Source organism: Phenylobacterium koreense, assembly GCF_040545335.1.
In the GTDB taxonomy this organism is placed as follows: Bacteria; Pseudomonadota; Alphaproteobacteria; order Caulobacterales; family Caulobacteraceae; genus Phenylobacterium; species Phenylobacterium koreense.
This window is the reverse complement of the sequence record NZ_JBEPLU010000003.1, coordinates 261,992-282,743: the sequence shown is the minus strand read 5'-3', so window position 1 is coordinate 282,743 and position 20,752 is coordinate 261,992. Positions and strand designations below refer to the sequence as shown.

At 68.7% G+C, this 20,752-nt stretch carries 21 protein-coding genes; 9 read left to right on the top strand and 12 right to left on the bottom strand.

Translation table 11 applies throughout. From position 1 onward, the window contains the following. Positions 1 to 81 precede the first annotated feature (81 nt). A complete protein-coding gene (locus ABID41_RS17385) occupies positions 82 to 321 on the bottom strand; it encodes a hypothetical protein (RefSeq protein WP_331932922.1) in 240 nt (79 codons plus the stop codon). Further along, positions 318 to 785 carry a PaaI family thioesterase gene (locus ABID41_RS17380; RefSeq protein WP_331932921.1) on the bottom strand — a complete coding sequence of 156 codons (468 nt, stop codon included), beginning with the start codon at positions 783 to 785 and terminating at the stop codon, positions 318 to 320. The genes ABID41_RS17385 and ABID41_RS17380 overlap by 4 nt, the downstream gene beginning before the upstream one ends. 97 nt (positions 786 to 882) lie before the next feature. Between ABID41_RS17380 and pcaF the strand changes: the two genes are divergently transcribed. From pcaF to ABID41_RS17360, 4 genes are read left to right on the top strand one after another with little or no spacing between them, the layout of a single operon-like run. Continuing rightward, on the top strand, positions 883 to 2,091 hold the full coding sequence (gene pcaF, locus ABID41_RS17375) for a 3-oxoadipyl-CoA thiolase (RefSeq protein WP_354298276.1): 1,209 nt from the start codon (positions 883 to 885) through the stop codon (positions 2,089 to 2,091). After that, positions 2,091 to 2,630, top strand: coding sequence for a hypothetical protein (locus tag ABID41_RS17370; protein ID WP_354298275.1), 540 nt, complete (start codon positions 2,091 to 2,093; stop codon positions 2,628 to 2,630). Before pcaF ends, ABID41_RS17370 begins: the two co-directional genes overlap by 1 nt. 11 nt (positions 2,631 to 2,641) lie before the next feature. After that, the gene (locus tag ABID41_RS17365) at positions 2,642 to 3,790 is read left to right on the top strand and encodes an acyl-CoA dehydrogenase family protein (protein ID WP_354298274.1); all 1,149 of its coding nucleotides are present in this window, start codon (positions 2,642 to 2,644) and stop codon (positions 3,788 to 3,790) included. Between the two features lie 2 nt (positions 3,791 to 3,792). After that, positions 3,793 to 4,074 carry a DUF3253 domain-containing protein gene (locus ABID41_RS17360; RefSeq protein ID WP_331931754.1) on the top strand — a complete coding sequence of 94 codons (282 nt, stop codon included), beginning with the start codon at positions 3,793 to 3,795 and terminating at the stop codon, positions 4,072 to 4,074. Here the strand turns inward: ABID41_RS17360 and ABID41_RS17355 are convergent. Next, the gene (locus ABID41_RS17355) at positions 4,071 to 5,510 is read right to left on the bottom strand and encodes a methyl-accepting chemotaxis protein (RefSeq protein ID WP_354298273.1); all 1,440 of its coding nucleotides are present in this window, start codon (positions 5,508 to 5,510) and stop codon (positions 4,071 to 4,073) included. The two genes, ABID41_RS17360 and ABID41_RS17355, sit on opposite strands and share 4 nt — an antisense overlap. A gap of 127 nt (positions 5,511 to 5,637) precedes the next feature. On the opposite strand from ABID41_RS17355, the gene ABID41_RS17350 reads away from it, so the two are divergent. The 3 genes from ABID41_RS17350 (at position 5,638) to ABID41_RS17340 (ending at position 8,395) form a co-directional block, all read left to right on the top strand. Continuing rightward, positions 5,638 to 6,222 (top strand): uracil-DNA glycosylase family protein, encoded by a 585-nt coding sequence (locus tag ABID41_RS17350; RefSeq protein ID WP_354298272.1) that lies wholly within the window; start codon positions 5,638 to 5,640, stop codon positions 6,220 to 6,222. Between the two features lie 101 nt (positions 6,223 to 6,323). Then, complete coding sequence (locus ABID41_RS17345; RefSeq protein ID WP_354298271.1) at positions 6,324 to 7,256, top strand: alpha/beta hydrolase; 933 nt, start codon at positions 6,324 to 6,326, stop codon at positions 7,254 to 7,256. A gap of 62 nt (positions 7,257 to 7,318) precedes the next feature. After that, on the top strand, positions 7,319 to 8,395 hold the full coding sequence (locus ABID41_RS17340) for a Glu/Leu/Phe/Val dehydrogenase dimerization domain-containing protein (RefSeq protein WP_354298270.1): 1,077 nt from the start codon (positions 7,319 to 7,321) through the stop codon (positions 8,393 to 8,395). 10 nt (positions 8,396 to 8,405) lie between these two features. On the opposite strand, the gene ABID41_RS17335 is transcribed toward ABID41_RS17340, so the two are convergent. The 7 genes from ABID41_RS17335 to ABID41_RS17305 form a co-directional block, all read right to left on the bottom strand. Further along, entirely contained in the window at positions 8,406 to 8,873 is a 468-nt protein-coding gene (locus ABID41_RS17335; protein ID WP_354298269.1) for a carboxymuconolactone decarboxylase family protein, read from the bottom strand. A gap of 83 nt (positions 8,874 to 8,956) precedes the next feature. Then, positions 8,957 to 9,172, bottom strand: a complete 216-nt coding sequence (locus ABID41_RS17330; protein WP_331931748.1) for a hypothetical protein — start codon at positions 9,170 to 9,172, stop codon at positions 8,957 to 8,959. Between the two features lie 27 nt (positions 9,173 to 9,199). Next, positions 9,200 to 10,534, bottom strand: a complete 1,335-nt coding sequence (locus tag ABID41_RS17325; RefSeq protein ID WP_331931747.1) for an MFS transporter — start codon at positions 10,532 to 10,534, stop codon at positions 9,200 to 9,202. Positions 10,535 to 10,669: 135 nt separating this feature from the next. Beyond that, complete coding sequence (locus ABID41_RS17320) at positions 10,670 to 12,928, bottom strand: TonB-dependent receptor (protein ID WP_354298268.1); 2,259 nt, start codon at positions 12,926 to 12,928, stop codon at positions 10,670 to 10,672. A gap of 117 nt (positions 12,929 to 13,045) precedes the next feature. Next, positions 13,046 to 13,777 (bottom strand): hypothetical protein, encoded by a 732-nt coding sequence (locus tag ABID41_RS17315; protein WP_354298267.1) that lies wholly within the window; start codon positions 13,775 to 13,777, stop codon positions 13,046 to 13,048. A gap of 79 nt (positions 13,778 to 13,856) precedes the next feature. Beyond that, positions 13,857 to 14,006 carry a hypothetical protein gene (locus ABID41_RS17310; RefSeq protein WP_331931744.1) on the bottom strand — a complete coding sequence of 50 codons (150 nt, stop codon included), beginning with the start codon at positions 14,004 to 14,006 and terminating at the stop codon, positions 13,857 to 13,859. A 16-nt stretch (positions 14,007 to 14,022) separates the two neighbouring features. Further along, on the bottom strand, positions 14,023 to 14,901 hold the full coding sequence (locus ABID41_RS17305) for a transglutaminase family protein (protein ID WP_354298266.1): 879 nt from the start codon (positions 14,899 to 14,901) through the stop codon (positions 14,023 to 14,025). Between the two features lie 147 nt (positions 14,902 to 15,048). Here ABID41_RS17305 and ABID41_RS17300 point away from each other — a divergent pair, with 147 nt between their 5' ends. Continuing rightward, positions 15,049 to 15,681: a UdgX family uracil-DNA binding protein gene (locus tag ABID41_RS17300; RefSeq protein ID WP_354298265.1), complete on the top strand. Its 633-nt coding sequence runs from the start codon at positions 15,049 to 15,051 to the stop codon at positions 15,679 to 15,681. 10 nt (positions 15,682 to 15,691) lie between these two features. On the opposite strand, the gene ABID41_RS17295 is transcribed toward ABID41_RS17300, so the two are convergent. Continuing rightward, entirely contained in the window at positions 15,692 to 17,080 is a 1,389-nt protein-coding gene (locus ABID41_RS17295) for a calcium-binding protein (protein WP_354298264.1), read from the bottom strand. A 15-nt stretch (positions 17,081 to 17,095) separates the two neighbouring features. Beyond that, positions 17,096 to 17,437: a helix-turn-helix domain-containing protein gene (locus tag ABID41_RS17290; protein WP_331931740.1), complete on the bottom strand. Its 342-nt coding sequence runs from the start codon at positions 17,435 to 17,437 to the stop codon at positions 17,096 to 17,098. A gap of 174 nt (positions 17,438 to 17,611) precedes the next feature. Between ABID41_RS17290 and ABID41_RS17285 the strand changes: the two genes are divergently transcribed. Further along, positions 17,612 to 20,740 carry an autotransporter outer membrane beta-barrel domain-containing protein gene (locus ABID41_RS17285; protein ID WP_354298263.1) on the top strand — a complete coding sequence of 1,043 codons (3,129 nt, stop codon included), beginning with the start codon at positions 17,612 to 17,614 and terminating at the stop codon, positions 20,738 to 20,740. Positions 20,741 to 20,752: the final 12 nt, after the last annotated feature.

Here is a 20,752-nt window from a genome sequence, read left to right as displayed (position 1 = left end):
GTCCCGCAGTATCCGGTGTTCATGGGCCCCGGTCCTCGGTCTGCGACCGAAACCGGGATGACACTCAAGGAGAGGCGGCGGTTACTCCTTCAGCGTCCGCATGATCGACCGGATCCCGTAGGAAGCGACCAGGCCGGTGAAGATGCAGACCACGATTTCCATGGAGAGGTTCACCACCTCTGCGGAGGCGGCGGGCCGGCCGCGGGTGATGACCATGAAGATGATCAGGTCGGCGGCCATGAACAGGAAGATCGGGCCGGCCAGCAGCACCATGACGGCGGCGGGGGCCAGGCGCTTCAGCGCGGCGGCGTCGAGTTTCATGCCGCCATCCTCGGGCGAGTCTTCTTGATAATCGCCGAGAAGTTCATGACCGGCTCGCCTCCGGTGGTGATCAGACCGCGGACGAAGACCATGCTGCGGGCGGCCTTCACCACCTCGCCGCGGCATTCGACCAGCGAGCCTTGCGGCACCGCGCCCACGAAGTCGCCGTTGAACGACGCGGTGACGCTGCGGCTGTCCTGCAGGGAGTCTCGGGCGATCACGAACAGGCAGTAGTCGGCGAAGGTCATGATGGCGCCGCCATGCATGAAGCCGCCGCCGTTCATGTGATGCTTTTCGGCGCGCATGGCGCAGACCGGCCGGCCGTCATCGTCCATGCGGTAGTAGAAGGGGCCTGCGTGATCCTCGAACGGATCATTGCCGTAAAGCACCCATCCGGCCCACTCGCCGTCCTTGACGACCTGGTGCTTCCAGCCGCCGATCTCCTGCTCTTCGCCGCCGTCCATTCCATCCCCTGGCCCCCTTTTGGGGGTTTGCTCGTTGCGCCTTCAAACACTAGTTTGCGGCCTCTATCAGCAGCGAACTAGGCGGCGGGAAACCAGTATGCAAGGCCGGACTGTATATCTGTGTGGCGGACTGCGGACGCCGATCGGCCGTTATGCGGGGGCGCTCTCCAAGGTGCGGGCCGACGATCTGGCCGCCCATCCGCTCAAGGCGCTGATGGCCGCCTTTCCCAAACTCGACTGGGCGCGGGTGGACGAGGTCATCTATGGCTGCGTTAACCAGGCCGGCGAAGACAACCGCAACGTGGCGCGCATGGCCCTGCTGCTGGCCGGCATGCCGGAGACGGTGCCGGGCATGACGGTGAACCGTCTGTGCGCCTCGGGCCTGGACGCGGTGATCGCCGGCGCGCGGGCCATCGCTTCGGGCGACGCCGACCTGATCGTGGCCGGCGGCGTGGAGAGCATGAGCCGCTCGCCCTTCGTGATGGCCAAGCCGGACACGGCCTTCTCGCGCACGCCGGAGATCTACGACACCACCATCGGCTGGCGCTTCGTGAACCCGGCGCTGAAAAAGCAGTACGGCGTGGACGCGATGCCGGAGACCGCCGAGAACGTGGCCGCCGACTATCAGGTCAACCGCGAGGACCAGGACGCCTTCGCCCAGCGCAGCCAGGCGCGGGTGGGGGCCGCTCGCGCCGCCGGCTTCTTCGACGGCGAGATCACGCCGGTCACCATCAAGGATCGCAAGGGCGAGACGGTGGTGGGCCAGGACGAGCATCCGCGCCCCGACACGACTCTGGAAGCCCTTCAGGCGCTCAAGCCGATCGTTCGCGAGGGCGGCACCGTGACGGCGGGCAACGCCTCGGGCGTCAACGACGGCGCGGCCGCCCTGCTGCTGGCCTCGGCCGAGATGGTGGAGAAGCTGGGCCTGGAGCCGTTGGCCCGCATCCAGGGCGGCGCGGCCGGCGGCGTGGCGCCGCGGGTCATGGGCGTCGGGCCGATCCCGGCGGTCGAGAAGCTGACCGCGCGCCTGGGGATCAAGGTCGGCGACTTCGACGTGATCGAGCTGAACGAGGCCTTCGCGGCTCAGGCCCTGGCCTGCACGCGAGCCTGGGGCCTGCCGGACGACGCGGCCCATGTGAACGCCAATGGCGGGGCGATCGCCATCGGCCACCCGCTGGGCGCCTCGGGCGCGCGGCTCGCCCTGACCGCGGCCCGGACCTTGAAGCAGAATGGCGGGGAGCGGGCGCTCGCCACCATGTGCGTCGGCGTGGGGCAGGGTTCGGCCCTGGCTCTGGCGCGCGCCTGATGCGCGCCGCCGTGATCGCAGTCCTGGCGCTGAGCGCAGCTTCGGCCGCGAGCGCGCAGGAGGCCGCGAAGCCGCCGGCGGGCAACATGCTCCAGGCGCTGGAGGCGGCGGGCCTGGACCCGGAGACCAAGGTCGAGGACGGCAAGGCGCAGGTGATGTTGCAGCAGCGGGCGATCATCCGGCTGAAGCCGGGCGGCGAACCGATGCTCGAAGACGTCCAGGCCGGCCGCCTCGGCCTGGCGGCGCCGGAGGGCGAGGAGACCTACAAGGGCGTCGGCGCCGGCCGCCTGGCCTTCGCCCTCGACGCCTCGCAGGCCAAGCGCCAGTCGATCATGAAGGTCTGGAACGGGCTGACCACGCCGGTGGCCTTCGAGGTCGAGATCGCGGCGATCCGCCAAGGGCAATTGATGCGCCGTATGGCGCCGGTCTGCGCCGTGCCCGCCGGAAGCACCCACGTCGAAACCTGGCCCGACCCGGTCGTGGCCGTCACCATCCAGAAGTTCGCGCCCCCCGACGCGGACACCCCCACCTGCAAGTAACTGAGACTTCTATGGCCCTCGACCTCGAAACCCGCGAACAGCTCATCGACACGGTGCGCCGGTTCGTGACTGAACGCCTGCGTCCGCTGGAGGCCAAGGTGGCCGAGGACGACGCCATTCCACAGGAGGTGATCGACGAGATGAAGGGGCTGGGCCTCTTTGGTCTTTCGATCCCCGAAGCGTTCGGCGGCCTGGACCTTTCGATGGAGGACGAGTGCCTGGTCGGTGTGGAGCTGGGCCGCACGAGCCCGGCGTTCCGCTCGGCCTTCGGCACCAATGTCGGCATCGGCAGCCAGGGCCTGGTGATGTTCGGGACCGAGGCCCAGAAGGCCAGGTACCTGCCGGGCATCGCCTCGGGCGAGATCATCACCTCCTTCGCCCTGACCGAGCCGGAGGCGGGCTCCGACAGCGCCAATGTGCAGACGCGGGCGGTGCGCGACGGCGACCATTACGTGCTGAACGGCTCGAAGCGGTTCATCACCAACGCCAACAAGGCCGACCTCTTCACGGTGATGGCGCGGACCGATCCGTCCAAGCCGGGCGGAGGCGGGGTCTCGGCCTTCCTGGTCGAGCGGAACCTGCCGGGCCTGTCGGTCGGCAAGCCCGAGAAGAAGATGGGCCAGCAGGGCGCGCACATCTGCGACGTAATCTTCGACAATGTCCGGGTGCCAGCGGAGAACCGCCTGGGCGCCGAGGGCGAGGGCTTCAAGGTGGCCATGCAGGTGCTCGACCGCGGGCGCCTGCACATCTCTTCGGTCTGCGTGGGCGTGGCCGAGCGGTTGATCGCCGACTGCGTGGCCTACGCTACCGAGCGCAAGCAGTTCGGCCAGCCGATCTCGAGCTTCCAACTAGTTCAGGGGATGATCGCGGATTCCAAGACCGAGGCCCTGGTCGCCAAGGCCATGACCATGGAGACCGCCCGCAAGCGCGACGCCGGCCAGAGCGTGACCATGGAGGCCGCGGCGGCCAAATACTTCGCCTCCGAGATGGTCGGCCGCGTGGCCGACCGTGCGGTGCAGATCTTCGGCGGCGCCGGCTATGTGGCCGACCACGGCATCGAACGCCTGTATCGCGATGTGCGCATCTTCCGGATCTATGAAGGCACCAGCCAGATCCAGCAGGTGGTCATCGCCCGCGAAACCCTGAAGCGTGGAGGCTGATCGTGGCCGTCGATATGGAAGCTGTGATCCTCGACGTGCTCGGGCGCCTGGCGCCGGGCAAATCCGCGTCGTCTGAAGAGGTGGCGCGGGCCGCCGACAACGAGAACTGGCGCCGGCTGACCGGCCATGTCCGCTCCACGGCCCGCGGACTGGCGCGGCAGGGCAAGATCGTGGTGACCCGCCACGGCAAGCCGGCCGACCCGGAGAACTTCAAGGGCGTCTATCGCCTGCGCCTGCCCCTGCCCGGGGAGGCGCCGCCGCCGGCGGCGCAGTCCGAGGACTAGACCACCCGCAGGCCGCCGCCGACGACCCGTTGCAGACGCTGCTGGGCGGCGCGGGCGGGGCCGACGTCCGCCAGGCGGAACTGGTGGACGCGCTCGGTCAGGTCGCCGACCTCACGGGTCAGGCCCTGGGTCGCGGCGGTCGCCTGTTCGACCATGGCGGCGTTCTGCTGGGTGAACTCGTCCATCTGGTTCACGGCGCTGTTCACCTCCGCAAGGCCGATGGACTGCTCCTTGGCCGAGGCGGCGATCTCGAAGATCAGGCCGGAAATCTCGCCGACCTTGCCGACGATGCCGGTCAGCGCCTCGCCGGTCTGGCCGACCAGCTTCACGCCGCGATCCACCTGCTCGCCGGAACGAGCGATCAGGTCGCGGATCTCGCGGGCGGCCTCCGAGGAGCGCTGCGCCAGCGCCCGGACTTCGGAGGCGACCACGGCGAACCCTCGGCCAGCCTCGCCCGCGCGGGCGGCTTCGACGCCGGCATTGAGGGCCAGCAGGTTGGTCTGGAAGGCGATCTCGTCGATCACCCCGATGATCTGGCTGATGCGGCCAGCGGACTCGGCGATCTCCCCCATCGCCGAGACGGCCTGGGTCACGACCTCGCCGGAGAGTTCGGCGTCCTTGCGGGCGGTGGCGACGACGGCGTTGGCCTGGTCGGCGCCCTGGGCCGTGCGCTTCACGGTGACGGTGATCTGGTCGAGAGCCGCGGCGGTCTCTTCGAGGTTCGCGGCCTGGTGCTCTGTGCGGCGGGACAGGTCCTCAGTGGCGTTGGCGATCTCACCCGAGCCGGAGCGGATCTGATCGGCGGCCGAGGCGATGGAGCCGACGACGCTCGCCAACCGCTCAACGGCGGAGTTGAAGTCGTCCTTCAGGGCCCAGTACTCGGCGGCGACGCTCTCGTTCAAACGGACGGTGAGGTCGCCCTGGGCCAGGCGGGCCAGTTCGCGGGCCATGGCGTCCACCACCAGCTTCTGGTCGCGGCCGGCCGCGGCGAAGGCGGCTTCGGTTTCCTTCAGCTTGCGATCCACCTCGGCGTGCATCTCGGCGGCCTCGGCCTCCAGGCGCGCGCGCGCCTCGCCGTTCTCGCGGAAGACCTGCAGGCAGCGGGCCATCTCGCCGATCTCGTCCTGGCGGCCCGCGCCGGGCACGACGACGGCGAAGTCGCCCTGGGACAGCTTGGTCGCCGCGCGGGTCATCTCGCCCAGCGCGCCGACGATCAGGCGTTCGAAGAACAGGGCGCCGATCACCACGCCCACCAGCATGGCCGCTCCGACCATCAGGTTGATGCGGCTGGCCAGCGCCACGAGCTCTACGCCGTCGCCGGTGACGGAGCTCTCCAATCGCGCCAGCAGCAGAGCGTTCAGCCCTGCAACGCTCAATGCCCCGGCAAGGCCCACAGCCCACGACGCGCGCATGCGCGCCTTGATCGATTTCAACATTGGGAAGACGCCCCCGTACTTCGCCCAGGACCACCTACGCCGATTTGTTTGAAGAAAAATTGACCGCGCTCAAAGCGAAGCTTGATGCAGTGGCGGGGGTGGGGCTTGCGCGCCTATATGTGCTGTCGTGCCCCTGAAAGAGCTGCTTTCCGAGATCGCCGAGTGCCGCGCCTGCGCGGGGGAACTGCCGCATGAGCCGCGCCCGGTGGTCATGGTGAGCGCCCAGACCCGCTTGCTGATCTGCGGCCAGGCGCCGGGACGGCGGGTGCATGAGAGCGGCGCGCCCTTCACCGACCCTTCCGGCGATCGCTTGCGCGGCTGGATGGGCGTCGACGCGCCCGCCTTCTATGGCCGGCCGGAGATCGGCGTTGCGGCCATGGCCTTCTGCTTCCCTGGGACCAATCCGAAGGGCGGTGACTATCCGCCGCCGCCCAGGTGCGCGCAGCTCTGGCGGACCAGGCTGCTGGCCGAGCTGCCGAACGTGGAACTGACCCTGCTGGTCGGCGGTCACGCCCAGGCCTGGGCGCTTGGCGCGCGGGCCAAGGCGAACATGACCGAGACGGTGCGGGCATGGCGGGAATATGCGCCGGCGGTCCTGCCCATGCCGCATCCTTCGTGGCGGAATACGGCTTGGCTGAAGCGCAACCCCTGGTTCGAGGCGGAGGTGACACCTTATCTTCGGGAAAGGGTGAAAGGCATTTTGGGATCGTGAGACGCCTGGCCGCCATATCCGCCGCCGTGATGTTGAGCGCGTGCACTCCGCTGATGGTTCAGCAGGCCGGCGCGCCGCCGATGGGATTTCAGGGGCCTCGCATGGAAGGCGAAAGCTTCGTTTCGTTCGACGGCGCCCGGCTGGGCCTGACGAGCTGGCCGGCGCAAGGGGACGTGGTGGCGGTGGTGGTGGCCGTCCACGGCATGAACGACTACGCCAACGCCTTCCACCTGGCCGCGCCCTATTGGGCCGAGCATGGGGTCACGACCTACGCCTACGACCAGCGCGGGTTCGGGCGCTCGCCCGGCCGTGGGATCTGGGCGGGCGACGAGCTGATGGTCGAAGACCTGCGCACCCTGACCGCCCTGGCCCGGGCCAGGCACCCGGGGGCGCCGGTTATCGTGGCCGGGGAGAGCATGGGCGGCGCGGTGGCCATCCAGGCCTTCGCCTCGGACCGCCCGCCGGCCGCTGACCGGCTGATGTTGATGGCGCCCGCGGTCTGGGGCTGGTCGAACCTGCCCCTGCCTTACAAGACCATGCTGTGGGCGACGGCGCGGTTCACAGGCAGTCATGTCTATACGCCGCCGCGCTGGCTGACCCGGCGGGTGAAGCCGACCGACAACATCGAAGAACTGATCAGCATGGGCAAGGATCCGCTCATGACCTGGGGCGCGCGTTCGGATGCCCTCTATGGACTGGTCGGCCTAATGGAGCGGGCCTGGCGATCGGTCGGGGCGGTGAAGGTCCCGATCCTCTACATCTATGGCGCGAACGACCAGATCATCCCCGAGGAGCCGTCCTTCGAGGCGGCCGCGCGCCTGAAGCCGACCGACAAGTCCGCCTATTACAGGAAGGGCTGGCACCTGATGACGCGGGACCTGCAGGGGCCGGTCGTGTGGCAGGACCTGCTCTCCTTCATTCTCGACCCCGCCGCCCCGCTGCCGTCCGGAGCGCCGCCGATCCCGGCGACGCCGACCAAGCGGAATGCGCCAATCACCGCAGAGGCGGGCGAGGAGGCGAAGGCGGGCTTGTGAATGGGAGGTCCGAGGCGTAGAGCCGTGGGCAAGTCATTCCGGTTTGAGGCGGTGATAGCAGCATGACCTTGTTCGATTCTCCTGCGTTCGAGGGACACGAAGGCGTACACTCGTTCTTCGACGAAAAAACCGGCCTTAAGACCATCATCGCCGTCCACTCGACCGCGCGCGGCCCTGCGGCCGGCGGCTGCCGGATGTGGCCATATGCCTCCGCGGAGGCGGCGCTGGAGGACGCGCTGCGGCTGTCGCGGGCGATGTCCTACAAGAACGCCATGGCCGACCTGGAGCTGGGCGGCGGCAAGGCGGTCATCATCGGCGATTCCCGGACCATGAAGACGCCGGCCCTGTTCGAAGCCTTCGGCCGGGCTGTGGACGCGCTGGGCGGCCGCTACTGGACCGCCGAGGACGTCGGGGTCTCGCCGTCGGACCTGGCCAGCGCGCGCAAGCAGACGCGCTTCGTCGCCGGGCTGGAGGGCCATCCGGCCGCGTCGGGCGACCCGAGTCCGGTGACGGCCGAGGGCATCTTCCGCGGCGTCCGGCTTTCGGTGCGGCGCGCCCTGAAGCGCGACCTGGACGGCGTGACCGTGGCGATCCAGGGCGTAGGCCATGTGGGCGGCTTTCTGGCCGAGAAGCTGCACGCCGCCGGCGCCAAGCTGATCCTCACCGACGTCAATGAAGCGGCGCTGGCCGCGGTGGCCGAGCGCACGGGCGCCCAGATCGTCGCGCCGGGCGAGATCTTCGACACGGAGGCCGACGTATTCGCTCCCTGCGCCCTGGGCGGGGCGATCAACCAAGAGACCCTGCCGCGACTGCGGGCCAAGGTCGTCGCGGGCGGCGCCAACAATCAGTTGGCCGATCCGGAGATCGGGCGGGCGCTGTTCGAAATGGGCGTGCTGTACGCCCCGGACTACGTGATCAACGGCGGCGGGATCATCAACGTCGCCGGCGAGATCCGGGCGCTGGAGCGCGGCGAGGCCTTCGATCCGAGCTGGGTCGACGCCAAGCTGGTCAAGCTGACCCAGACGCTGGAAGAGGTGCTGGACCGTGCGATCGCCGAGGGGCGGCCGACCCACGAAGTCGCCAACGAGATGGCGAAGGCTCGCATCGCTCAGGCGGCCGCCGAGAAGCTGGCCGCCTGAGCAGGTGGGGTTAAGCGGCGACCTTCTGGGCCGACCACTTGCTGGGGTGCGTCGAACGGAAGCCGACCGCCAGGCGGTTCCAGACGTTGATCGCGCCGATCAGCATGGTGAGCTTGACGGCCTCAGCCTCATCGAAGTGCTCACGCATGGTCTCGTAGTCGGCGTCGGGGACGCGGGTCTGGGCGATCAGGGTCAGTGAGTCCGTCCAGGCCAGCGCGGCCTTCTCGCGCGGGGTGAAGACCGAGGTCTCCCACCAGGCCGACAGCATATACAGCCGCTCTTCGGTTTCGCCCGCCGCGCGCGCGTCCTGGGTGTGCATGTGGATGCAGAAGGCGCAGCCGTTGATCTGCGAGGCGCGGGTCTTCACCAGCTCGATCAGGCTGTGCTCGAGACCCGAGGAGACGACGGCCTTTTCCAGCGCGCTCATGGCCGCGATCATCTCGGGGGCGGCGGCGTAGGGATTGAGGCGAGGCGACATGGGGAGGTCCTTTCCTGCGTGTTGGTTTCAAACACAGGACGGACCAGGCCCGCGGCCTGTGACACCGGAAAAGAAAAAGGCGCTCAGAAAAATCTGGGCGCCACGTAGAGGGCCAGCAGCACCAGCACGACGGCGAGAAGAATCCAGCCGGCGTGCTTGCGTCCGCCGATGACCGATCCGCCGCTGCGGGCCATGCGCTCGGCTTTCTCGCGGGCGGCCTTGGCGGCCGCCTCGCGAGCTTGGAGCGCCTTTCGACGTTGGGCGAGGTCGATGACCTCGGGCTCCTTCTCCGGCTTCATGGAGAACGATCTAGCACGACCTGAGAGCTACGCCATCTTCGCCGTGCGGGGCTCCTTCACGACCGTCAGGAGGACGATCAGGCCGATCATCAGGAAGCCCAGCGAAGCGCCGAACACCGTGGTGAAGCCCAGGTGGTCGGCGACCAGGCCGCCCGCCAGCGGGCCGAGCGAGGCCATGATGCCTTCCGCGGTCGAGGAGATCGCGATGCGCATGGGCATTTCCGCCCGCGATCCGAACTCCAGGATCATGGTCTGGGCGGCCATCATGTAGCCCGACTGAGCCGCGCCGAGGCCGAAGAAGGACAGGAAGATCGCCCACGGGTGGTGGTTGAGCAGCAGCAGCAGGGTGGCCGCGAACCAAGCGCCCAGCGAGAAGATCAGGACCAGGCGGAAGCCGGTCTTGTCGCCGAGATACCCCCACAGGAGGTTGGACAGGGTGTCGGCTCCCAGATAGGCGAGGCTGAGCAGGCCCAGCGTCTTACCGTCCAGCGACATCGCCGACGAGACGTAGATGATGTAGAACGGCGTCGCGATACGGCTGGCTGTGGTGACCATCTGCACGACCAGGAACCAGGCATAGCCCTTGTCGGACATGATGAGCCGCGGGAAGTCCTTCAGGCGGTCGCGCAGCCGGCTGGGCTCTGGAAGGTTCGGCGGCTCCGGTTCGCGCAGCAGGAACTGCAGGGTCCATAGGCCGGCGCTGGTCAGGAAGGCCGCCAGGGCGAAGGTGGTGGCGTAACCGTTGCCCAGCACGTTGCCGGCGATCAGGTACTTACCGGCGGCCCAGGCCAGCACGGCGGCGATCAGGCCGCCTGTGGCGTTGCGCCAGGCCTGCAGGCGGCCGCGACGGCTGAGCGGGATCACCTTGGCCATCAGCAGGCCGAAGACCACCCGCTGGGCGCCCATGAACAGCCCGAACAGGAACATGAAGAGCAGCATGGCCCAGACGAGGGGCTGGCCCGACATGAACCATCCGGCCAGGGCCATGCCGACGATCTGGACGCGGGCGAGGCCGCCCATCCAGATGGCCGCGGGCATGACCTTGGTCCGATGTTCGATCTGGGTGGCCCCGACCACGGGCGAGACGATGCTGCCGACCTGCTGCAGGGCGAGACCCAGGCCGACGATCGTGTTCGACCCGGAGATCATGTGCAGATAGGCCGGCAGGAAGGTCGGCGCGTTGACCAGCCTGAAGCCCGTCATGCCCAGCATGCCGTGCAGATAGTTGCCGATATAATTGCGTTTCAGATTGTCCCAGACGAACCGCTCGTAGGCGGCTTCCTTTTCGGCCAGGCTGGGTTCCGGCGCGTCGGTATCGGATGCGGAAATGTCCGCATCATCCTTCTTAATTTGTGCTTCCAACAGCGTACCGCCCGCGCGCGGTTCGCAAAGGGTCGCGCGGGCGACCTCCCTATTTTAAACGGCTTAATTCAATGCCGTTCCTCGTATCAGACTCTGGCGCCGCCGGGGAAGTCCTCTCGGCGGCGCCAGCTCCGATTACCAGCGCGTTTCGAGGATCGCGCCGATTACCCGCGGCGCGCCGTACACGGCGCGATTGCGGGCGGCGTCTTCGTACTGGATGTAGGTCTCGTCGAAGACGTTGTTGGCGAACACCGACAGCGACCAGTGCTCGGCGTTGTAGCCGAACTTCCCGTTGACCAGGATCCGCTCGTCGATGCGGGTCTGCCCCTGGGTGACGCCGGTGGCGCCGTACATGTCGCTGCGGTAGCTGGCGTTGAGGTTCAGGGCCAGGCCGTTGGTCCAGCGGTAGTCGCCGCCGATCGCCACCGTCCAGCGCGGGGCGAAGGCGAACTCCGAGCCCGAGAGATCGACGCTGGCGGCGCCGTTCATGACCTGGAAGTCGTCGAACTCGGTGCGGCTGTAGCCGACCGAACCGTAGACGCCCCAGGCGGCGCTGGGCTGGTAGTTGGTCTCCAGCTCGAAGCCGTAGAGATGGGACTTGCCGGCGTTCTCGGTCTGGTAGTCGTAGAGGCTGGTGCCGAGGTTCACCGAGACCTGCTGATCCTTCCAGTCGACATAGTAGGCGTTGGCGTTGACCGTCAGGGTGTCGGCCAGCCAGGCGGTGCGCAGGGCCAGCTCGTAGTTCCAGGTGTATTCCGGATCGAAGGCCACCACGTCGGAACGGGCGACGTTGATCGACGAGCCGCCCGACCGGTAGCCGCGCTGGACCACGAAGGCGAGCGAGGCGTCGTCGGTGAAGTCGTACTTCACGCCCAGCTTCGGCAGGAAGGCGTCGAAGTCCCGCGAGGCCGGCGCGACGGTGGCGTTGGCCTGGGCGACGGACATGGCGACGGCCTGGTTCAGGCGGGCGATGGCGGGCGCCAGGGGGCCGAACGCAGCCGGGTTCGGATAGGCGCCCCCGAAAACCGAAGTCTGGTCCACGCTCTGAGTATATTCCTCGTGGTCATAGCGGAAGCCGGCGAGCAGCGAGAGCTGGGGGGTCAGTCGATAGCGGCCGTCGGCGAAGATCGCGGCGGTCTTCACCTCGTCGGGGGCCTGGCCATTGAAGTCGATGGCGACCGCCGGCAGGGCGGCCACATAGACCGTGGCGATCTGGTTGGCCTGGGCCGAGCCGAGGCCCAGGGCCATGAGTTGAGCGACGATGGTGCTGCGCGGCGTCGGGACGTTGGCGCGGCTGGTCAGGCCGTAGTCGCGGTCGCGATCGGCGTAATAGGCGCCCACCAGGCCGGAGAGGCGCTCGCCGTCATAGGCCAGGCGCAGCTCCTGGGTGAAGCTCTGGTCGACCTGGTCGATCGTGCCGAACTCCAGCGGCTGGGCCGTGCCGTCGGTGTCGTAGCGCATGAGGCTGTCGACCTTGCTCCAGGCGGTGGCCGACGACAGGGTGAAATTGTTGTCGAACTTGTAGTCCGCCGTGACACTGATCAGGTCGGTGGTGTTGTCGGCGTCGGTGGGAAAGTCGCCGAGCGAGACGCGGGTGTCGGCGGCGTCCGGCGTGTCCGTCCGGGCGTAGGTGTAGAGATAGCCGCCCTTACGCTCGTCGTGGGTGACGCCGGCGCGGACGGTCAGGCCCGGCAGGACCGACGGCGTGAAAAGCAGCTTGCCGCGCAGGGTCTTGGCGCGGGTCGGGTCTTCCTGTCGGTCGAGGGTGGTGTTGCGGATGAAGCCGTCGGCGTCACGATCCTGGTAGGCGAGGCGGAAGGCGAGCTGGTCGGCGACGATCGGGCCGCCGCCGGCGATCGAGAAGGTCCGTTCGTCCTCGTCGGAGACCAGGGCGCGGGCGATCCCCGACCAGGTCCAGGTCGGGTCCTGGGTGCGGATGATCACCGAGCCGGCCAGGGCGTTGCGGCCCTGCAGGGTCGATTGCGGGCCGCGCAGGATCTCGACCTGGGCGACGTCGAAGGTGTCGAGCGGGCCGTTGCGCAGGGCGTCGTCAGGGATCGGCGCGCCGTCCACATAGACCGTGACCACGCCGCCATTGCCTCCGCCGGAGACGCCTCGGTTGCTGATCCCGCGAATGGTGAAGCCGGCGCCGCCGAAGCTCTCGGTGACGTTCGCTGTGCGGTTGGCGATGTCGAAGAAGCTCTGGATGTTCTCCTGGTCGATCCGGCGCGCGGTGACGACGGCGGCGCTGGTGACGGTGTCCTGCAGGCTGCGCTCGGTCTTTTCGCCGGTGACGACCAACTCTTCCACGTGGCTCGCCTCCTGGGCCAGGGCGCCGACGGGATGAAGCGCCGCGGCGAGACTGGCGGCGAGCACGAGACGAGATACTTCCAAGGGGACCCCCACTGAGTGCGGCGCCGATTACGATCCCGGCGATGCGCGTTAAGCACGTGGACATCCACGGGCTGAAGGGGGCTCTACAGCCGAATGGATTAAGCCTTCTTCATCGAGCTAGGCCCAGAGCTCGGGTTCGGCGACGATCGACTGGACGACCTCCTCGATCGGGGCGAGCGGAATGCAGCGGCCGAGGCGCTCGGCGTCGTGGGTGGCGACGTAGATCCCGATCCATTGCAGCAGGGTGCGGTCGCCCCGCTCGGCCCGGAGCGCCACCGGCCCGCCGGAGCACCCGGCGCCGCCGATGCCGTCCACATGGAAGGCGAAGGGGTTGATGCGATAGTCGCTGGCCAGGGTGAAGCCGCGTGCGATCGGGGCCGCGCCGAAGATCGTCGCGCCGCCGGGGAAGCCGTAGATCAGGCCAGCCGAGCCGGTGGTCAGCGGCAAGCCCTCCTCGACCACGTCATAGTCGCCGAAATTGCCTAGCCAGTTGATCGCCTGCGGGCGCGCGGGCAGGCGGACCGGGACGCCGGCGATGTCCAGGGAAGCGTTGTGCGGGTCCAGGTGCCAGCGGAAGCGCGGCCGCGCGCCGTCGTAGAGCGGCACGCTGAGACCCAGGGCCTCGCAGTCGAGATCGTGGCCGAAGGTCTCTGCCCAGGTGGCCTCCGTCCCGCGATGCTTGTGGTAGGGCATGTTGGGGCGCAGCAGACAGTGCAGGGCGGTCAGGACGATGTAGCGGTCGGCCTCGACATGGAACAGGAAGCCGGAAAAGACCTGGTGCGGCTCACCATTCTTCAGGCGAGTGATGAAGCGCGGGCTGGCCAGGGCGAACGGGTCGATGAGGTCCATTGCGGCAAGGCTACAACCGCGCGAGCGGATGCGTCGAGCCTGCGCCTTGGAGCACGAATGCGATCAGACGGAACGCGCTCTAGTGGCCCGGCCGCGGTTCGACCGAACGGGGCTTCTTGCCCTTGGTGATCCTCTTGGTCGGCTTTTCGCCGTGCTGCTGGGTGGCGGCCGACTTGGGGAGCTGGAAGCTTCCTGTCTGGTTCTGCTGCTGGAAGCCGTGGGTCGTCATCACATGTCCTCCCGAGCTATTCCGCCGCGGCCTGCATGGCGTCGGCGGGGCGAACGTCGACGCTGACGTGAAGTTGGGACGTCCCCGGATCGCCGAAGATCACGCCGCGGATCGGCGAGGCGCCCTCTGGCGTGCGGCTGGTGGCGACGGGGATGAGTTCGGGCGAGGCGACCAGGCCGTTGGTCGGGTCGAACTCGGTCCAGCCCAGGCCCGGCAGGAAGACCTCGCACCAGGCGTGGGTCGCGCCGGCGCCCCGCGTCTCGGCGGCCGAAGCGTAGAGATAGCCGGTCACGAAGCGCGCCGCGAAGCCGAGCCGGCGCAGGGCCTCGACCATCAGCCAGGCGAAATCCCGGCAGGTGCCCTGGCCCTTGAGGATGGTCTCCGGGGGCGGCTGGCAGCCTTCCTGGGCGCGGGCGAGGTAGTCGAACTGGGCGCGGATCACGCTGTTGAGCCGGACCACGAAGTCTTGCGCGGTCTCGTCCGGCGGCCCGATCTGGACCCGGAGCCACTTGAGGAGCACCGCTTCCGGGTCGTCCGAGGCTGGGTCGATGAAGGGGTCGAGGACCGCGCGGTCCGGACGCCGGTAGACCAGCGGCATGGTTGTGCGCGGATCATCGATCGGCGGCGGCGCGAGCGGAACCATGAAGCGTTCGATCACCAGTTCGCTGACGATGTAGAGCTCCGAGGCCTCGCCCTCGGGGCAGAAGACGCAGACGCAGTTGCCCAGGGCGTCATAGAGCCAGCGGGTCTGGCCCTGGGGCGAGAAGGCGAGGGACGCCTGGACGATGCGCGTGGCGTGGCTGTCGCGCGGCCGGACGAGCAGCCGATGCTCGCCAAAGCGCACGGGCCGTTCGTAGGTGTAGCGGGTCTCGTGCCGTATGGTCAGGCGCGTCATGGCGCGGGGGGAACATGCGCGGCGAGCCGATGGTTCCGCGAAGCTTTCGTGATCAGGTATCGGCCCTAGGCGCGGGCTCGATCATCGAGGAACCGGCGGCAGGCGTGGGTCATTCCGGAACCGATCGATCAGCCGAAAGCCGCCGTCATGGTCCGCCAGGTCATCTCAAATCCCAATGACCAAATCCCGCCGGCGACCTTGCAGGAGGTGGAGGCCGGAGTGGATGTCTGCCGGCGCTGTGAACTCTGGCGTGGCGCGACGCAAGGCGTGGCCGGCGCGGGGCCGGCCTCGGCCCGGCTGATGTTCGTCGGCGAGCAGCCCGGCGACCAGGAGGACCTGACGGGTCAGCCATTCATAGGCCCGGCCGGCAAGGTGCTGGACAGGGCGCTTGAGTCCGCCGGCGTACCGCGCGCCGAGACTTACGTGACCAATGGCGTGAAGCATTTCCGCCACGAACTGCGCGGCAAGCGCAGGATCCACCAGACGCCAGCCGCGACCCATGTCTCGGCCTGTCGGTGGTGGCTGGACGCCGAGCGGCGGATCATCCGGCCGCGGGTGATCGTGGCGCTGGGCGGGACGGCGGCCTTGGCGGTCTTCGGCAAGACCGTTCCGATCGCCAGGAGCCGCGGCCAGGCGTTCCAACTGGAGGATCAGGCGCAGGGCGTGGTGACCTATCACCCGTCTTTCCTGCTGCGCATCCAGGAGCCGGAGGCCAAGGCGAGCACGTTCGCGGCCTTCGTGGCGGACCTGAGCTTCGCGTGGAGCCTTGTCGGCCGCTAGCCGTCACGCTCTAGGCGAGGAAATCGCCTTGATCGAGCAAGCGGTTCAGCGGCAGCTCAAGCGGCTGCGCGTCCTGCTCGGGGAGCCGACCGACCTCGAGGATCACGTGGGCGCCTTCCAGGGCCTGGGTGTCCGCCGGCGGGCGACCGACGAGGACATATCCATCCTCCGCGCCGTCGCCGTTCAGGTCGATGCCGATCCGTACTCCCGGCTGGACCTTGGTCACGTTGAACTGAGCCGCGAATTCCGGGTGACCTTCGAAGATGTTCGTCTGTTCCTGCTGCGAGACGACCCTGGCGTCCTGGCCCTCGACGACAAGGCGATCTCCCTGGCGGCCCGAATAATCCAGGGCCACGCCCACCAGCCCGTCGGGAGCCGGTCGCGGTGCGAATATGAAGGTGTCCGCGCCTTCACCGCCCCTGGCGATGGTCCTGGAGGAAACGTGCAGGTGGTCGTCGCCCGCGCCGCCGTCGAGGAAATCGAAACGTCCTTCCGGAGCGCCGCCCCCGTCGAGGGTGTCGTTCCCCTCGTCGCCATAGAGCTGGTCGGCGCCCGATCCGCCGGCCAGGCTGTCGTTCCCCGCCAGGCCGTCCAGGGTGTCATCGCCCGCGCCGCCTTGAACGGTGTCGTGGCCCGCGCCCCCGACAAGGGAATCGTCGCCGTCGGTTCCCCGCAGGTCCAGGTCCTGTGAAGCGGGCCCGGCGCTCGCCATCCGGGGTTCAGGAGTGGAGAGATCGTCCTCGACGGTGCTGGCCGCCACGTCCTCGCCCTCGGGCGCGGCAGGCGCCGCAGCCGTTTCGGCGGCGTGATCCTCGACCGGAGCCGAGGCTCCGGAAGTCATGGCCGGCGGCTCGCTCGAACCGTCGTGCTGCGGAGCGAGCAGATCCTGGCGCTGCAGGTCATCCTCGGCGGGCTGGGCGGCGGTGGCGACGGCGATGGCGGCGGGCAGGGCGGGCTGATGATCGGTCGCCTGGACGATGGTCGCGGCCTCGGCGTCGTGCGCCTGCTCGATGAAGGTGGCGGCTACGACCAAGGCGATGAGGGTCTGGGCCTGGCGGCCGCTCAGCGAAACGACCACGTCCTCGCGATTTTGCCGCCAGTCGCCGCCCAGCAGGCGGTCGCAGGCGGACCAGAGCGTCTCGCCCTGCTGGATCGTATCGACCGAAGCGTCGTGGACGACGAAGCCGCCATTGATGCGGGCGACGTGGATCAAGACCTCTTCCTGGTCGTCCTTGATGACGCACCAGGGGTCGCCTTCGTCGGTCATGCCGTAGACGATTTCGACCTTCGCGCCGCCGGCCGAAAGACGATCGGCGAGTTCCGAGAGTCGCTCCCGCTCAGCGGCGGTCCAGCCGCCGCCGGCGTTAGGCCGCGGCGCGAACGGGACGACGTTGTCCATTACGACGGTAGTTCCTTAGCCCCTGCCAGCGCGGCGCGCGACCTGCGCGTCCCCCGCGGCGTCCCCGAACAACAGCCGATATAGCTCCGGCTCGTAATAGCGCAGCAAGGTGCGGGCAAATGCGGCGGGATCGTGGCCGATGGCCTTCGCCCAGGCGCCTTGCGTCTCGATCGGTACGCGGCCAAGACCGCTCTCGACCTGCGAGACGAAGGTGTAATAGCGCAGGCCCACGCGCTCGGCCAGTTCGGCTTGAGTCAGGCCCGCAGCTTCGCGACCGGCCTTGAGCCAGCGACCAGCTTCCTGGCGCAGGCTTTTGGTGGCTGCCGCTCGCGCCGGGTCGACCGCGCTTCTTGGCATGTTTCTACTCCTCGGGGCACGTCGGCGGAAATCGCCGCCAGCCCCTTATGACGTCTTGACCCGGTGATGTACAGTAATTACGAAACGTATTTATACGAGACGTGCAACGACTCGTTGTCATCATAACATGGGTCTGTGGCAGCCGCCACGTCGTGAGGCCCGACTGGAGTGATCATGCGCCTTCGTCACGTGCTTCTGGCTGCAGCTTCGCCGATATGCCTCATCGCGAGCGCCGCTCAGGCTGAGACCGTCATTTCCACCGAGACCACCGCGCCGGTGGCCACGGCGACCGCCGCGAACGGCGGGCCGGACAATGTGCGGATTTCGAGCGCCGGCTCGATCAAGGTCACCGGCGGCGCGGCCGTCACCCTGAACAGCGACAACAGCATCACCAACGAAGGCGCCATCAATATCCAGGACGCCAACGACGCCACGGGCCTGCTAGCCATCGGCGGCGTGACCGGCCAGGTGAAGAACGCCGGCTCGATCACCATCAACGACAGCGCCGAGCTGAAAGACGCCGACGGCGACGGGGACCTGGACGGCGCCTTCGCCACGGGCGCGCGCCGTTTCGGCATCCGTGTTACCGGCCCCGACGCCTTCCACGGCGGGGTCGAGCAGAGCGCCGGCACGATCAGCGTGCAGGGCAACGACTCGGCGGGCATCTCGGTCGAAACGGCCATCGACGGCTCGCTGCGCACCGCCGGCGCCATCGGCGTCAGCGGCGATCGCACCTACGGCGTGCACACGGCCAGCACCGTCGGCGGCGACGTCTCGCTGCTCTCGACCATCACCGCCCAGGGGCAGGGCGCCGTCGCGGTGGCCACGGACGGCAACATCGGCGGCAAGCTGGTGCTGGGGAACGCCATCACCGCGACCGGCTTCCGCTACACCACGCGGCCGGCCGACGCGGCCATCGCCAAGCTCGACGCGGACGACCTGCTGGTCGGCGGACCGGCGGTGCGGGTGAGCGGCGACGTCTTCGGCGGGATCATCGTCGATGCTCCGCCGGCGGATCTGAATCCCGCCAACACGGACGAGGATGACGACGGGATCGCCGACGCCAGCGAGACGACGGGCGTCATCAACGCCTACGGCTCTGCGCCGGCCATGCTGGTCGGATCGGACTCGCGCGCCGTGCGCATCGGCGTCGATGGCCGTCCGGCCGGCTCATACGGCCTGGACATCCGCGGCGTCGTGCAGAGCTCCGGCGTCTATGACGGCTTTTCCACGACGGGCGTTCAACTCGGCGGCCTGGGCGGCGCGGTCTCGGTCGAAGGCGGCGTGCGCGTTCTCGGCACAGTGAGCACCGCCTCAGTGAAGGCCGGTTCCACCGGCGTCCTGCTGGGAGCCGGCGTCACCACCCCGAAGTTCCTGGTCGAGGGCGGGTCCATCAAGGCCGCCGCCACCGCAACCGATGCGGTCGACGTCCGCGCGATCCAGATCAACTCCGGCGCCTCGGTCGACTATCTGGGCAACTCCGGCACGATCGGCGCCACCATCACCGGCTCGAAGGGTTCGGCGACGGCCATCCTCGACTCGGCCGGGACTCTGCGGACGATCGAGAACACCAACACCATCGCGGCGGTGATCGCCAACAGCGACGGGACGGCGGTCACCGGGAGCGCCGTGGCGCTCGACCTGCGGGCCAACACCCAGGGCGTGACGGTTCGCCAGGGGCCGAATTCCATCTCGACCATCACGCCGAGCATCGTCGGCGACGTGCTGTTCGGCTCGGGCCCGGCCCAGCTTGAACTGCTGGCCGGCGCTCTGGCCGGCAATGTGGCGTTCGGCTCCGGCGCCGACACCCTGGTGATCGATGGCGGCGCGTCGATGGCCGGCGGGCTGAGCGACGCCGGCGGGGGGCTTGCCGTCCGCATCGGCAAGGGCCGGCTGACCACGACCAACGTGGCGGCGATCAACCTGTCGTCGCTGGACGTCGGAGCGAGCGGCGAGCTGGTGCTGACCGCCGATCCGGCAAGCGGCCAGAGCACCCTGCTGAACGTCGCCGGCGCGGCGAACCTGGCCAGCGGTTCGAAGGTCGGGCTGCGCTTCGCCTCCAAGCTGGACGAGGCGACGACCTTCACCCTGATCAAGGCCGGGGCGCTCAACGCCGGTTCGGTGGACCAGAGCCTGCTGGAGTCCACGCCCTGGCTCTATCGGACCGAGCTGCGGGTCGATGCGGCCAACAACTCGCTGCTGGCCGACGTGCGCCGCCGCACCGCTACCGAGGCTGGCCTGAACGCCGGCGAGGCGGGCGCCTATGACGCCTTCTTCGCCAACTTCGATCGGGAGGCGGCGGTCCGCGACGCGGTGCTGTCCAAGACCGACGCCGGCAGCTTCGCGGCCCTCTACGACCAGTTCCTGCCGGACTTCTCGGGCAGCCTCTTCCACACCCTGGCGGCGGCGTCCGACGCCACCAGCCGGGCCATCGACGAGGCCGACGGAGTCCAGACCGGCGCGGGTCTGCGGGTCTGGACCCAGGAGATCGCCTTCCTGGTGAAGCGCGACGTGGACCGCACGACCAATTACGACGCCGACGGCTTCGGTCTCGCAGCCGGCGTCGAGGCGCCCTATGCGGGCATCGGCACGCTGGGCGTCATGACCAGCTTCGTGAACGTCGACGTCGACGACGACGGCGCGGCGATCGCCGAATCCCTGGGCGGGCAGGTGTTCTCGGCCGGGGTCTACTGGCGCGACCAAGCCGGCGGCCTGGTCGCCAACTTCGGCCTCAACGGCGGCTACGCCAAGCTGAAGAGCACGCGGGTCGTCAACGACCTGGCTGCAGGCCTCAACCGCGAGGCCAAGTCCGACTGGAACGGCTTCACCGCTTCGGCGCATGCCGGCCTCGCCTACCAGGTGGACATGGGGCGCTTCTACGTGAAGCCCAACCTCACCGCCGACTACTTCCTGCTGAAGGAAGACGGCCGCACCGAGTCCGGCGGCGGCGAGGCCATCGACCTTTCCATCGACAAACGCTCGAGCGACCAGCTCAGCGGCTTCGCAGGCGTGACTTTCGGGGCCCGCTTCGGCGAGGAGAGCGCGTTTGCGTGGGTTCCCGAGCTGACCGCCGGATGGCGGCAGGCAACCGGCGACGGAGTGGACGTCACGACCGCCCGCTTCGTCGCCGGAGGTCCTTCGTTCAGCCTGGAGGCGCCGAACCTCTCGGGCGGCGGGCCGGTCGTCCGCGCAGCCCTGCGCGGGCAGGGGGAATACTTCGACTTCGCGCTGGAAGGCGGCGGCGAGTATCGCGACGACTACGAGGCCTACGACGCCCGCGTCGTCGTCCGGTTCCTGTTCTGAGGAGGTGAGTAA

Excerpts from the sequence above, each read along its gene's own strand:
- ABID41_RS17385 (WP_331932922.1), bottom strand. The coding sequence starts at position 321 with ATGAAACTCGACGCCGCCGCGCTGAAGCGCCTGGCCCCCGCCGCCGTC.
- ABID41_RS17380 (WP_331932921.1), bottom strand. The coding sequence starts at position 785 with ATGGACGGCGGCGAAGAGCAGGAGATCGGCGGCTGGAAGCACCAGGTC.
- pcaF (WP_354298276.1), top strand. The coding sequence starts at position 883 with ATGCAAGGCCGGACTGTATATCTGTGTGGCGGACTGCGGACGCCGATC.
- ABID41_RS17370 (WP_354298275.1), top strand. The coding sequence starts at position 2,091 with ATGCGCGCCGCCGTGATCGCAGTCCTGGCGCTGAGCGCAGCTTCGGCC.
- ABID41_RS17365 (WP_354298274.1), top strand. The coding sequence starts at position 2,642 with ATGGCCCTCGACCTCGAAACCCGCGAACAGCTCATCGACACGGTGCGC.
- ABID41_RS17355 (WP_354298273.1), bottom strand. The coding sequence starts at position 5,510 with ATGTTGAAATCGATCAAGGCGCGCATGCGCGCGTCGTGGGCTGTGGGC.
- ABID41_RS17345 (WP_354298271.1), top strand. The coding sequence starts at position 6,324 with ATGGAAGGCGAAAGCTTCGTTTCGTTCGACGGCGCCCGGCTGGGCCTG.
- ABID41_RS17340 (WP_354298270.1), top strand. The coding sequence starts at position 7,319 with ATGACCTTGTTCGATTCTCCTGCGTTCGAGGGACACGAAGGCGTACAC.
- ABID41_RS17335 (WP_354298269.1), bottom strand. The coding sequence starts at position 8,873 with ATGTCGCCTCGCCTCAATCCCTACGCCGCCGCCCCCGAGATGATCGCG.
- ABID41_RS17330 (WP_331931748.1), bottom strand. The coding sequence starts at position 9,172 with ATGAAGCCGGAGAAGGAGCCCGAGGTCATCGACCTCGCCCAACGTCGA.
- ABID41_RS17315 (WP_354298267.1), bottom strand. The coding sequence starts at position 13,777 with ATGGACCTCATCGACCCGTTCGCCCTGGCCAGCCCGCGCTTCATCACT.
- ABID41_RS17310 (WP_331931744.1), bottom strand. The coding sequence starts at position 14,006 with ATGACGACCCACGGCTTCCAGCAGCAGAACCAGACAGGAAGCTTCCAG.
- ABID41_RS17305 (WP_354298266.1), bottom strand. The coding sequence starts at position 14,901 with ATGACGCGCCTGACCATACGGCACGAGACCCGCTACACCTACGAACGG.
- ABID41_RS17300 (WP_354298265.1), top strand. The coding sequence starts at position 15,049 with ATGGTCCGCCAGGTCATCTCAAATCCCAATGACCAAATCCCGCCGGCG.
- ABID41_RS17295 (WP_354298264.1), bottom strand. The coding sequence starts at position 17,080 with ATGGACAACGTCGTCCCGTTCGCGCCGCGGCCTAACGCCGGCGGCGGC.
- ABID41_RS17290 (WP_331931740.1), bottom strand. The coding sequence starts at position 17,437 with ATGCCAAGAAGCGCGGTCGACCCGGCGCGAGCGGCAGCCACCAAAAGC.
- ABID41_RS17285 (WP_354298263.1), top strand. The coding sequence starts at position 17,612 with ATGCGCCTTCGTCACGTGCTTCTGGCTGCAGCTTCGCCGATATGCCTC.